At 66.5% G+C, this 12,881-nt stretch carries 4 protein-coding genes and 1 pseudogene; 1 reads left to right on the top strand and 4 read right to left on the bottom strand.

Features of this window, described 5'->3' with window-relative positions:
- Positions 1 to 30 precede the first annotated feature (30 nt).
- The 4 genes and pseudogenes from ACTORR_RS27765 to ACTORR_RS27780 all read right to left on the bottom strand — a co-directional run bounded on the left by ACTORR_RS27765 (position 31) and on the right by ACTORR_RS27780 (position 5,601).
- Positions 31 to 2,166, bottom strand: a complete 2,136-nt coding sequence (locus ACTORR_RS27765; RefSeq protein ID WP_441344096.1) for a TonB-dependent siderophore receptor — start codon at positions 2,164 to 2,166, stop codon at positions 31 to 33.
- A gap of 244 nt (positions 2,167 to 2,410) precedes the next feature.
- Positions 2,411 to 3,301 (bottom strand): annotated as a pseudogene (locus tag ACTORR_RS27770) (universal stress protein).
- Between the two features lie 101 nt (positions 3,302 to 3,402).
- A complete protein-coding gene (locus ACTORR_RS27775; protein ID WP_313365406.1) occupies positions 3,403 to 4,812 on the bottom strand; it encodes an efflux transporter outer membrane subunit in 1,410 nt (469 codons plus the stop codon).
- A gap of 18 nt (positions 4,813 to 4,830) precedes the next feature.
- On the bottom strand, positions 4,831 to 5,601 hold the full coding sequence (locus ACTORR_RS27780) for a helix-turn-helix transcriptional regulator (RefSeq protein ID WP_313365405.1): 771 nt from the start codon (positions 5,599 to 5,601) through the stop codon (positions 4,831 to 4,833).
- A gap of 416 nt (positions 5,602 to 6,017) precedes the next feature.
- Here ACTORR_RS27780 and ACTORR_RS27785 point away from each other — a divergent pair, with 416 nt between their 5' ends.
- The gene (locus tag ACTORR_RS27785) at positions 6,018 to 12,425 is read left to right on the top strand and encodes an amino acid adenylation domain-containing protein (RefSeq protein WP_441344097.1); all 6,408 of its coding nucleotides are present in this window, start codon (positions 6,018 to 6,020) and stop codon (positions 12,423 to 12,425) included.
- Positions 12,426 to 12,881: the final 456 nt, after the last annotated feature.

A 12,881-nucleotide genomic window follows, 5' to 3' on the forward strand; every position in this document is an offset into this window, starting at 1 on the left:
CACGGGGCCGCCAGGCGGCCCCCTGTCATTTCAGAAGGTGTAGGCAACCCCAGCCTGCACCGTGCGCGGCGCACCCGGGTACACATAGGTGTTGAACGCCCCCTCGTCATAGCCCTTGTTGAACAGGTTCTTCACGTCCAGGTTCAACCGCACGTGCTCGTTGACCTTGTAGAAGCTCAGCAAGTCAACCACGCTGTAGCGCTCCATGGTGTAGGTACTGGCCGCCGTCTGCCCGGCGCGGTCATCCACATACTTCACGCCAACCCCCAGCCCCAGGCCCTTGGCCAGCCCATCCTGGAACTCATAGGTGTTGAGCAGGCTGAAGCTGTTGCGCGGGATGTTCGCCAGGCGAGTGCCGGTGGGGAGGCTGTTGTCCTTGGTCACCTCGGCGTCGACATAGGCGTAGCCGCCGATCATCCGCCATTGCGGAGTCAGGTTGCCGGCGACGTTGATATCCAGGCCGCGGCTGCGCACTTCGCCGGCAGCGACGCTGTAGGTGCCGGTCGGGTCGTTCGGGTCTCGGGTGAGCACGTTTTCCTTGACGATGTGGTAGATCGCCGCGTCCACGCTCAGCTGGCGGTCGAGCGCTTCCCATTTTACGCCCAGCTCGTATGACTTGCCCTTCTCCGGGTCAAAGCCCGTGCCTTGCAGGCTCGCGCCGCTGTTGGGCTTGAACGAACGCGCGGTGTTGGCGTAGACGGCAACGCTGTCGGTCAGGTCGTACATCAGGCCCAGGCGCGGGGTGACGCCGTTCTCGCCCTTGTTGAAGTCACCGGCATTGTTGAGCTTGTTGTCGTAGTCATGCTCGTAGCGCTCGAAACGCACCCCGGCGAGGGCTTTCAGGCGCTCGGTCAGGGCCACCTGGTCCTGGATGAATGCCGCCCAGGTCTTGAGGTTTTCCTTGTCATGGGTGGTGGTGCGGGTCAGGGCAGGGCGCGGCTGGCCCAGCACCGGGTGGAAAATGTCGATCGGGTAGGCACCGCTACCGGCGGCCGAACGCTGGATGATCGAGTTGTAGTCATAGTCTTCGTATTCGATACCGGTCAGCAGGGTATGGGCGAAACCGCCCGTGTCGAAGTGGCCGGTGAGGTTGAGCTGGTAGTCACGGTCGCTCCACTCCAGCTTGCGGTAGTTGAAGTTGCGCCCCAGCGTGCGACCGTCGGCCTGCAGGCCGTTGGCTTCCACCGCGTTGCCCTTGAGCGAGCCGTCCAGCCATTGCAGGCCACCGCCCAGCGTCCAGTTGTCGTTGAGCAGGTGCTCGAAGCGCAACTGGGCCATGTCGTTGTCGTTGTGCAGCAGGTTGTCGCTGCCTTTTTCCCAGACGTTGGTGTCCCGCGAAGCTGTGCCGATCTGGCCGGGCAGGCGGGTCAGGCCGCGATCCAGCGGGTGGTTGTTACGCATGAAGTCGCCTTCGAAGATGACCTTGGTGGCGTCGCTGACCTGCCAGCTGATCACCGGTGCAACGTCATAGCGCTCGCTTTCGACATCGTCGCGGAAGCTTTCGCCACCTTCGCCCAGTATGTTCAGGCGATACGCCAGCGAGCCATCGGCATTCAGCGGCCCGGTGGCGTCCAGGGTTGCCCGGTGCATGCCCTGGTCGTCGAACTGGCTGCCGAGGGTCACCTTGGGCTCGGCCAGCGGCTGCTTGCTGACCACGTTGAACGTACCTCCGGGGTCGCCACGGCCATACAGGCTGGTGGCCGGGCCGCGGATCACTTCGAGGCGCTCGACGGTGTTGGCGTCAGGGGCGTTGGGGTAGCCGCGGTTGATCGGGAAGCCGTTGCGATAGAACTCGCCGGTGGTGAAGCCGCGCACGGTGAAGGTGGTCAGGCCCTGGCCGCCGAAGTTGTTGGCGCGGCCGACGCCACCGGCGTAGTCCAAGCCATCCTGCAGGCGGGTGGCGCCGGTGTCTTCAAGCACATCCCTGGGCACGACGCTGATCGATTGCGGGGTCTCGTGCAGGGCGGTGTCGGTGCGCGTTGCACTGGCCGAGCGGGTGGCCTTGTAGCCGTCCACCGGGCCATCGGGGCGTTCGCTGTCGGCGCTGCTGGTGATGTTCAGGGCCTGGAGCTCGATCTGGGCCGGGTCATTGAGCGGCTCGGGCTCGGCGAAGGCCAGCGGGGAGATAGCTTGAAGCACACAAAGCGAAACGAACGTGCGACGCATCGACGGTACGATCCTGGAGTAGGGCGCTGAGGGGGAAAGAGGGAAGCGCTGAGAAACTACTACGAATCATTATCAAATGCATTCTTTTTAATTAGAACTGGTGTGCCAGATACCGTGCGCTTGGCAGGGCCGGCCTCTTCGCGGGCACGCCCGCTCCCACAGCGGCCCCGCAGCCCATCAGGCTGGTGGTATACCTGTGGGAGCGGGCGCGCCCGCGAAGAGGCCGGTTCAGGCAGCCGAACGCTCAGCGAGCGCCCTTTATGGCCAGCACATTGCACAACGGATGCTCCAGCACATGCGCCGTGGTTCCACCCAGGAACGTCTGCATCGCATCATGCCGATGGCTGCCCATCACGATCACATCGACCCGGCTGTGGCTGACGAACTGGGCAATCGCGCGGATCGCCGCACCCTCGACAAAATGCCGTCGCTCCAGCGGAATCTGGTGGTGGTCGCCCAGCCGGTTGAACGCCGCCCGCTGCGCCGTGCGCACACTGCCATCGAAGCCTGGCATGGTGACGGTGCCGGCACCAAAGTCGGCGATATGGGTCTTGGCCGCATCGCACACATGCAGCAGGTGCAGTTCAGCGTTGCATTGCAGCGCCAGGGCATGGGCGCTGTGGATCACCTGATCGTCCAGATGCTCGCCGGTACCCAGGCAGTTGAGGTCCACCGCCGCCGCAATCTGCCGGGGCAGCGGCAGGCGGATGTCGCTGACCAGGTGCACGGCCACCGGGCTTTGCTTGAGCAATTGCCAATCCAGCGGCGTGACCAGCAAGCGCTTGAGTACCGGTTCGTGCTGCACGTCCTTGATCAGCAGGTCGCAACCGAGCCGTTCGATGCGTTCAAGCACGCTGCCCAGCGGGTCGCGGGTCAACAGCAGTTCGGTGGAGACATCGAGCCCGGCGTTGCCCAGTTACTCGGCTTCGTCGGCCAGCCACTGGCGGTTGTCGCCAAGTAGCCGCTCACGCTCGCGGCCGTCGCTCATCAGGCCAAAGGTGTCGACATCGTCGACGAACACGTTGACATCCAGCAGGGCACCACTGGACTCGGCCAACGCCGCCGCGCGCTGCAGCGCCGGGGTATGGCGCATTTGCGGGCCGAGCATGACGAACAGACGCTTGAACTGGCTCATCGCACACCTCCACGTGTGGCAGCCCCCCGGTTCATGCCATGTCATCTGGTCTGTACAGTCTAGACCCCGTTCGTTGCGAGCACCCGAGCGCGGCCCAAGCCCTAGCGAGGCTTCTCTGCAGCTTCCTGCCAGCCCCCACCCAGTGCGGCATACAGGTTCACTTCCGCCACCAGTTGCGCCAGACGATCACTGATCAGCCCTTGCTGGGCGGTGAACAGCGAGCGCTGGGCATCAAGAAAGGTCAGGCTGCTGTCCACGCCATTGCGGTAGCGATGCTCGGCCAGGTCGTAGTAACGCTGGTTCGACGCCACCAGCTCGCGCTGGGCCTGCAACTGCCGCTGGTAGGTCGCCCGTGCCGCCAGGCCATCGGCCACTTCCTGAAACGCGCCCTGGATGGCCTTCTGGTACTGCGCCACCTGGATGTCCTTCTGCAACGTTGCATAGTCCAGGCTGGCGCGCAGGCTGCCGGCGGTGAAGATCGGCAGGCTGATCTGAGGCTGGAACAGCCAGGTGCCGCTGCCGCCGTCGAACAGGCCGCTCAGCTGCGGGCTGGTGCTGCCGGCGTTGGCGGTAAGGCTGATGCTGGGGAAGAACGCCGCCCGCGCCGCGCCGATGTTGGCGTTGGCCGCGCGCAGCTGGTATTCCGCCTGGACGATATCCGGGCGGCGGCGCAGCAGGTCTGAAGGCAAGCCCGCTGGCAGCCCGGCGATCTGCTCGTCGGCCAGGGGCAGGGCGGCCAGGTCGCCCTCCACCGGCGTACCCACCAGCAAGGTCAGCTGGTTGAGGTCCTGGGCCACCTGGCGTTGGTAGCGCGCCACCGTGGCCCGGGTGCTGTCGACGCTGGTGCGCGACTGGATCTGGTCCAGCGCCGATACCGTGCCGGCACGGCGCTGGGCGCTGGTCAGGCGCAGGCTGCGCTGGTCGGCGGCCAGGGTTTCCTGCGACAGCACCAGCAGCTCCTGATCGGCCCGCCAGGTCAGGTAGGCGCTGGCAACACTGGCCACCAGGCTCAGCTGAGTGCTGCGCCGCGCCTCTTCACTGGCCAGGTACGTCAGCAGCGCCTGGTCGCTGAGGCTGCGCACGCGGCCGAACAGGTCCAGTTCGTAGGCACTGATGCCCAGCGTCGCGGCGTAGGTCGAGCTGATCATGCCCTGGTCGGTACCGGTCATGCCACGGGGCAGGTACTGGCGCTTGCCCTGGGCATCGGCCGACACCTTAGGCAGCAGGTCGGCACGCTGGATGCGGTACTGGGCGCGGTAGGCCTCGACGTTCAGTGCAGCCTCGCGCAGGTCGCGGTTGTTGGCCAGCGCGCGGTCGATCAGTTGGCGCAGCACCGGGTCCTGGAACACCTGGCGCCAGTCCTCGGCGTGCTGGCGCGCCAGCGCGTCGCCCTGATAGGCCGGGCCTTGCGGGAACTGCTCGGGCACAGGGGCGGCGGGGCGCTGATAGTCCGGTACCAGGGAGCAGCCGCACAGCAGTACGGCGCACAGGGAAAGGGCATGTCGGGGCATCAAGGGGCTCTCGTACGGTCAGGCGCCGGCCATCCATTTCGCCAGCCCATGGCGGCCACTGACCCCCAGCTTGGCGGTGGCGCGCTTGAGGTAGGTTTCGATCGAACTGTTTTTCACATTCAGCTTCTGCGCCAGTTCCGGCACCGTGCCGCCGGTCAGCAGGCCGAGGCACACTTCCTCTTCACGGCTGGAAAGCCTGACGGCTTCCTGGACCAGGCGCTCGCCAAAGCAGTGGCGCAACGACCTCGCTTCAACGTCGGCCAGGGGCGAGCCGACGCGGCGCGGCAACCCCTGGCCGAGCAGCTGGCCATGGTGCTCGACCAGTGGCAGCAAGGTGTCGGAAAGGCTCTTCAGGTGTGACAGTTCAGCCAAAGAAAACGCCCGTTGCTCTGGCAGCCGATGGAAACAGATGACCCAGCGTCGGTCACCGCTGCACGACACCAGGTGGCACTGGTGGGGATGCTGGGCGTCCAGCGGTGCCTTGAACTCGATCAGCAGCGGGTCGTCCATCTGCATGATGCTCTGCAGCAACGGGTGGCGCAGTGGTTCGCTGCCCGGCCGTTGCTGCTCCAGGCCGGCACTGCCCAGCAGCCGGATGTGGCTGATACGGGCCTGGCGCGGGTCCAGGGTCCATTCGCTCAGCTCGAGCCTGTGGACCGGTACCTGGGCATCGACCAGGCATAACATCTGTGCGGCGAAGCCTTCGGCGCCGGTACTGGCGATCAGTTCGCCCAGTTGCAGGTACAGCCGAGGGTCGGGGCGGTGTGCGAGGCTGGCAGTCAGCTTCATATCCTTTCTTCCTTGATTCAAAGCGTTACGGCGGGTGGTCGCGCAGTCGAGGGCTCCGGATGACGGGGTAGGTGACGGTATTCAAGCCCGCAGCGGGGGCTGCGTCTGTAATGGAAAACCGGGACAGAAAATGCCATCAAAGACGACGTGGCGAGTGGGGCATGAAACAGTGGCGAATGCGCAATACGCCCCGACCAGCCGGTCAATTGGCGTCATTAGCCTGACGTTTCGCGCCCGTTTCCTGCCGAATGGCGTGGGCGTAAGCCATCAAGGGCGGCACGCTATGGTTGATTTCCTACAGGCTTTTCAGCGGCTTTTGATACACGCTCCGGTTGTCCGGGTTTAAGGGGCCATACAGTGCGGGGAGGGGGTGCTTGAATCCGCGGATGATCAAGCCAAGAAGGACCTGCCCCCCCATGCCTGCCGCCGAAACCTTTGCCCTGACCGTTGCCCAGCGTGATATCTGGCTGGACCAGATCGGCCACGGCGATTCGCCGCTGTACAACATCGGCGCCTATGTCGAGTTCGACGGTGCGTTGGATGTCCCGCGGTTGCGCCAGGCGCTGGCGCACCTGGTGGCGCTGCACGAAGGCTTGCGCACGGTGCTGCTGGCGCCAGAGGGCCAAGGGGGCGTGCCGCGTCAGTGCTTTGCCGAAACGCTGACGGTGGCGTTAGCCGAACATGACCTGCGCGGTGTCGAAGACCCCATGGCCGCCGCCCGGTCGTTGCTCGACAGTTTTATGCAAAAACCTTTTGCACCGGGCGCCGGTGCCTTGTGGGGTACGCAGTTGATCAGGCTTGGCGAGCAGCGCTACCTGTTGGCGCTGCAGGCGCATCACCTGATTCTCGACGGCTGGGGTGTGGACCTGTGGTTCAAATGCATCGCCGACTACTATGGCCTGCTGGGCCAGGGCGCACCTTTGCCGGAAAGCGCGCCCGGTTACCGTGAGTTCGTCGAAGACGACAGCCAATACCAGGCGTCGGCACGCCATGCGCGTGACCGTGACTATTGGCTGGGCAAGTACCAGCAGTTGCCCGATGCCTTGCTGGCGCCGCGTGAGCGCGGGCGGTTGTCGGCTGGTGAGCCCAGCGCGGCCCTGGAGCTGCCCTTCGACAGCCAGCTGCTGGCGCGCATGAACGCACTGGGCAGCGAACTGCAGGCGTCGGCCTTCCACGTGCTGCTGGCGGCAATGCACGTGTGCTGCACCCGCACCTGGCAGCGCGACCAGTGGGTGGTCGGCGTGCCGGTGCGCAACCGTGCCAGCGCGCGCTTCAAGTCGACCCTCGGGCTGTTTACCCAGGTCAGCGCCTTGCGCATGGATTTTGGCCGCAGCCAGTCCTTTGCCGAACTGGTGCGCAGCATTCGCGATGCACTCAAGCAGGACTTTCGTCACCAGCGCTACGCCCTCAGCGAGTTGAACCGCACGCTTGGCGCCCTGCGCGAAGAGCGGCCGCAGCTGTTCGAACTGATGGTGTCCTATGAAGAAGATGGCAACGCGCTGCGCTTTGGCGGCGCTTGCGGCCATACGGTGATGATCTGCAACAGCCACGAACCGACGCCCCTGAGCCTGCACCTGCGCAGCAACCTGCACAGCGGCAAGGCCCATCTGCACCTGGTGCACAACCTGGCCTGGTTCAGCAAGGACGAGGTCGCCGCCTTGGCCGAGCGGCTCCTGCACGTGTTGCGGCAGGGGCTGGAGCAACCCGCGCTGAGCGCCGCCGATTTCGACCTGATAACGGCCGCTGAACAGCGGCAGCTGCAGCATTGGCACCAGGCGGCGATTGCCCAGGGGCAGCCGGAGCTGTTGATCCACCGACGAATCGAAGCCCAGGCCAGGCGTCGGCCAGCGGCGCTGGCGGCCGTGCACGGTGGCCAGCGCCTGAGCTACGGCGAGCTGAACGGCCTCGCCAATCAGCTGGCGCGGCGGCTGATCGGCCTGGGCGCAGGCCCGGACCTGCGGATTGCCGTCGTGGCCCAGCGTGGGCTGGATACCCTGGTCGGCCTGCTGGCGGTGCTCAAGGCTGGCGCCGCCTACGTGCCGATCGACCCGGCGCATCCGCAGGAACGCCTGGCCTACCTGCTTGAAGACAGCGCGCCGTGCGTGGTGCTGACCCATTCCCGGTTCAGTGCACGCCTGCCAGCCCACGGCCTGCCGCAGATCGAACTGGACCGCTGCACCTGGCAAGCGCCGAGTGCCGAGGCGCCCGCCGTCCCACAGCTGGCAGCGGGCAATCTGGTGTATGTCATCTACACCTCCGGCTCCACGGGCCTGCCCAAGGGCGTGATGGTCGAGCACCGCATGCTGGCCAACCTGGTCGACTGGCACTGCAACGCCTTTCACCTTGGCCCGGGCCGCCACCAGTCGAGCCTGGCCGGTTTCGGCTTCGATGCCATGGCCTGGGAAATCTGGCCAGCCTTGTGCAGCGGCGCGACCCTGCACCTGGCGCCGGTACGCGAGGGCGGCGAAGACATCGACGCCTTGCTGCACTGGTGGCGCGAGCAGCCGCTGGACGTGAGCTTCCTGCCGACGCCGGTGGCCGAACATGCCTTCGCCCAGGGCGAACTGCACCCGACCCTGCAGACCCTGCTGGTCGGCGGTGACCGCCTGCGCCGCCTGGCCCGCGAACGCCGTTACCGGGTGGTCAACAACTACGGCCCCACCGAAGCCACCGTGGTGGCCACGTCGGGCGAAGTGCAGGCCGGGCAGCCGCTGCACATTGGCGGGCCGGTCGCCAACACCCGGCTGTACGTGCTGGACGAGCAGCAGCAATTGCTGCCCCTTGGCGCTGTCGGTGAGTTGTACATTGCCGGCCATGGCGTGGCACGCGGTTACCTGAACCGCCCCGAGCTGACTGCCGAGCGCTTTCTCGACGACCCGTTCAGTGCGCACCCCGGGGCGCGTATGTACCGAAGCGGCGACCTGGTGCGCTGGCGGGCCGACGGCACCCTGGAATACCTCGGGCGCAACGACGACCAGGTGAAGATCCGCGGCGTGCGGGTCGAGCTGGCCGAAATCGAAGCCGCGCTGAACAGCCATGTGGCCGTGCGCGAAAGCGTGGTGCTGCTGCGCGAGGGGCAGTTGCAGGCCTGGTACGTCGGCGCCTGTGCGGTAACGCCACGCGCGTTGCACGAGCACTTGCGCGAGCGCTTGCCTGCCACCTTGCTGCCCGTGGCCTACGTCAGCCTGGCCGGCTGGCCGCTGACGGCCAACGGCAAGCTCGACCGTCGCGCCTTGCCGGCGGCGGACGAAACCGCGAAAGTACGCCGCGAGCATGAGGTCCCCCAAGGCGACATCGAAGCGCGGCTGGCCCTGCTCTGGGCCGAGCTGCTGCAGGTCGAGCGGGTAGGGCGCCAGGATCACTTCTTCGAGTTGGGTGGCCATTCGCTGCTGGCGGTGCAACTGATCGAGCGCATGCGCCAGCAAGGCCTGCAGGCTGACGTGCAGGTGCTGTTCGGCCAGTCGACCCTGGCCAGCCTGGCGGCTGCCGTGGTGGTCGGCGAGATTGCAACGGTGCCCGCCAATGGCGTGCAGCCGGGATGCCAGCGCATTACCCCCGAGATGCTGCGGTTGACCACGCTCGACCAGGCAACCATCGAGCAGATCGTCGCGACAGTGCCGGGTGGCGCCGCCAATGTGCAGGAAATCTACCCACTCGCGCCGCTGCAGCAGGGGCTGCTGTACCACCATGTCAGCGAAGCCCGGGACCCCTACCAGCAGCAGGTGCTGTTTGCCTTCAATAGCCACGCGCACCTGCAGGCCTTTGTCGAGGCGCTGCAACAGGTGATCGAGCGCCATGACATCCTGCGCACCAGCCTGGCCTGGGAAGGGCTGCAGCAGCCCCAGCAGGTGGTCTGGCGCCAGGCCCGCCTGCCAGTGGAAAGCTGGCCTGTACCGGCGTCGGGCGATCTGGGCGCGCAGTTGTGCCAGGCCTTCGACCCGCAGCAGCGGCCGCTGGACCTGCGCCAGGCACCGATGATGGCGATGGTCACCGCCGAAGACCCGGGCCAGGGCCGCTGGCTGGGCTTGCTGCGCTTCCACCATCTGGTCAACGACGCGGTTTCCCTGCAGGTGCTGCTGGGCGAACTCGAAGCCTTCATGCAACAGCGCGGTGGGCAGTTGCCGGTACCGGTGCCGTACCGCGACTACGTGGCACTGAGTGGCGATGCCGAACGGCAGGCGCGTCACGAAAGCTATTTCCGCGAGCAGCTGGCTGGCGTCGAGCCGCTGGCAGCGATCCCCGGGCTGGGCGGGAAAGCGGTCGACGAAAACGACCTGCACAGCCATAGCGCCACGCTGGACGTCGCGCTCAGCGAGCGCTTGCGCCAGCAGGCGCGTCGCCACGGCGCCAGCCTGGCCAGCCTGTTGCACCTGGCCTGGGCCCAGGTGCTCGGCAGCTTGTCGGGCCGTGACGAGGTCATGCTCGGGACCGTGCTGCTGGGCCGGACCATGGCCGGTGACGGCGCCGACCGCGCCCTGGGCATGTTCATCAACAGCCTGCCGCTGCGCATCAACCTGGCCGGGGGGCCGGCAAGCCTGGCCCTGGCCGAGACCCATGCACGGCTTGCCAGCCTGCTCGGCCACGAAGATGCACCCTTGTTGCTGGCCCAGCGCTGCAGCGGGCTGCCCGCCGGTACTTCGCTGTTCCAGGGCCTGATCAACTACCGCCAGGGCGCCTTGCCGCACGGCGAGGTGCTGCCGGGCGTGACCTTGCTGCAGGCCAGCGAAGTGCTCAGCCACGGCCTGGTGCTGAGCGTCGACGACCTGGGTGACGCGCTGCAGCTTGGCCTGCGAGCGCCCCGTGCAGTCGGCGCGCCACGAGTGCTGGCCAGCCTGCTGACGACCCTGCGCCAGTTCGCCGACGGTATGGATAGCCCTTTGACGACGCTGTGCAGCGTGTCGGGCGACGAGCTGGAACGTCTGCTGCACACCTTCAACCGCAGCGAAGACCGCCTCAGCCCGCTGGCCAGCACACTGCCTGCACTGTTCGAGGCTCAGGTGCAGCGCACCCCACTGGCCCTGGCCGTGCAAACGGATGACGCGGCCCTCGACTACTACACCCTCAACGCCCAGGCCAATCGCCTGGCCCATCGCCTGATCGGGTTGGGCGTCGTTGCTGATTCGCGGGTGGCGATCTGCGTCGAGCGCGGCGTGTCGATGATGGTCGCGCTGCTGGCGGTGCTCAAGGCCGGTGGTGCCTATGTGCCGCTCGACCCGGGCTATCCGCTCGAGCGCCTGCGCTTCATGCTCGATGACAGCGCACCCACCGTGGTGCTGGTGCACGCGGCCACGCGGGGGCTGTTCGACACGCTCGCCACGCCGATGCTCGACCTTGACGATGACGCTTGGCACGCGTGCAGTGCCGAAAACCCTCATGTGCCGGAACTCGGGCCGTCCCGGCTGGCCTACGTGATGTACACCTCAGGCTCCACCGGTACGCCAAAGGGCGTGATGGTCGAGCATCGCGGCCTGTGCAACCTCATGCACTGGGGCTCGCAGATCTGCCCGCCGCAGCCGGGCGGGGCGTTGCTGCAGCGGGCGCCGTTCAGTTTCGACGGTTCGGTCTGGGAGCTGTTCTGGCCGCTGGTGGCCGGGCTGCGGCTGGTCTTGGCCCGGCCCGACGGGCACCGTGACCCGGCCTATCTGGTGCGGTTGGTCCAGACCCGGCAGGTAACGATCATGAAGTTCGTGCCGGCGCTGCTGCATCAGTTCCTAGAGGAGCCGGGCGTGGAGCGTTGCAGCAGCCTGACCGACCTGTACTGTGGCGGTGGCGAGCTGACCCTGGCGCTGCTGCAGCGCATTCGCCACTGCCTGCCGAAGGTCCGCGTGCACAACGTCTATGGGCCCACCGAGGCGACGGTCGACAGCACCGCCTGGACCTTGCAGCCCTTCGAACCGTTGCCCGCGCTGGCACCACCGATTGGCCGGCCGATCGCCAACACCCGCCTCTATGTGCTCGACGCCCATGACCGTCCGGTGCCGCTGGGGGCGGTGGGCCAATTGCACATTGGCGGCGTTGGCGTGGCCCGAGGTTACCTGGGCTTGCCGCAGCTGCAGGCCGAACGTTTCATCGCCAGCCCCTTTGTCGAGGGCGACCGGCTGTATCGCACCGGCGATCTGGTGCGTTACCGCCAGGACGGTGAACTGGACTTCGTCGGGCGCAACGACTTCCAGGTCAAGCTGCGTGGGCTGCGTGTGGAGCTGGGCGAGATCGAGGCTGCGCTGGCGGCGCACCCGGTGATCGGGCAAAACGTGGTGCTGATGCGCGAGGAGCGCCTGGTGGCGTACTTCACTTGCCGCGATGGCTGCCCGCCGCCCGCCCTGGAGGTGCTGCGCAGCCACCTGCTGGCGCGCATGCCCGAGTACATGGTGCCGCAGGCGTTCGTCGCGCTGGCCGAACTGCCGTTGAGCCCCAATGGCAAGGTCGACCGCCGGGCCCTGCCGGCGCCGGGGCCAGAGGCTGTGATCAGCCGGGAGTACCAGGCGCCGCAGGGCGACCTGGAAACCGCATTGGCATCGATCTGGACCGAAGTGTTGAAGATCGAGCAGGTGGGGCGTGAGGATAATTTCTTCGAGCTGGGTGGGCATTCGTTGCTGGCGGTGAGCCTGGTGGCGCGCATGCGCCAGGCCGGGTTGCACGTCGATGCCCGGACCTTGTTCAGCCAGCCGACATTGGCGGGGCTGGCGGCCAGTACCAGTCGGGAGCAGGTGGCGGTGGTGATACCGCAGACGACCATTCCGAGCCTGGGGGGACGCGGCGGCGGATTTGAATGGTTCGCCTTGAGAGTTGGTGGCCTGTGGAAGGTGTTTGTCTTGAGGGTTTGATGGCCTGTGGAAGGTGTTCGCCTTGAGGTTTTTGTTGCCTGTGAGATCGAGCGCCGCCCGCGCGGCGCATCGCGGGCAAGCCCGCTCCCACATCTGTTTCGGGCCAGTTACTCCTGTGCTGCCAACAGGATCCGCCTTGGTGCATGACTGGAGATAGGTGGAGCGGCATCAGCGCCCACCGAGATACATCGCCATACCAACAAGGCGGTCCCTGTTGGCTTCACAGGAGAGATTGGCCCGAAACAGATGTGGGAGCGGGCTTGCCCGCGATGCGCCGCGCGGGCGGCGCTCGATCTCACAGCCGCTGAAGATCTCAAGCCAGGAAAACCACAGGCGCCGAAAATCTCAAGCCAGGAAAAGCCCCCCATATCCAACCCTGTCCCCGCTTCCCATGTCAGACCACCCGGTCACGATCCATTAGCGTGACAACGATCCCTACCTTCCAGGCAAAGCAGG

It is taken from the genome of Pseudomonas sp. SAR267, assembly GCF_052077595.1.
Lineage (GTDB): Bacteria > Pseudomonadota > Gammaproteobacteria > Pseudomonadales > Pseudomonadaceae > Aquipseudomonas > Aquipseudomonas vlassakiae.

What these genes read in the sequence shown, in the direction of transcription:
- ACTORR_RS27765 (WP_441344096.1), bottom strand. Translation starts at nt 2,166, where the DNA reads ATGCGTCGCACGTTCGTTTCGCTTTGTGTGCTTCAAGCTATCTCCCCG.
- ACTORR_RS27775 (WP_313365406.1), bottom strand. Translation starts at nt 4,812, where the DNA reads ATGCCCCGACATGCCCTTTCCCTGTGCGCCGTACTGCTGTGCGGCTGC.
- ACTORR_RS27780 (WP_313365405.1), bottom strand. Translation starts at nt 5,601, where the DNA reads ATGAAGCTGACTGCCAGCCTCGCACACCGCCCCGACCCTCGGCTGTAC.
- ACTORR_RS27785 (WP_441344097.1), top strand. Translation starts at nt 6,018, where the DNA reads ATGCCTGCCGCCGAAACCTTTGCCCTGACCGTTGCCCAGCGTGATATC.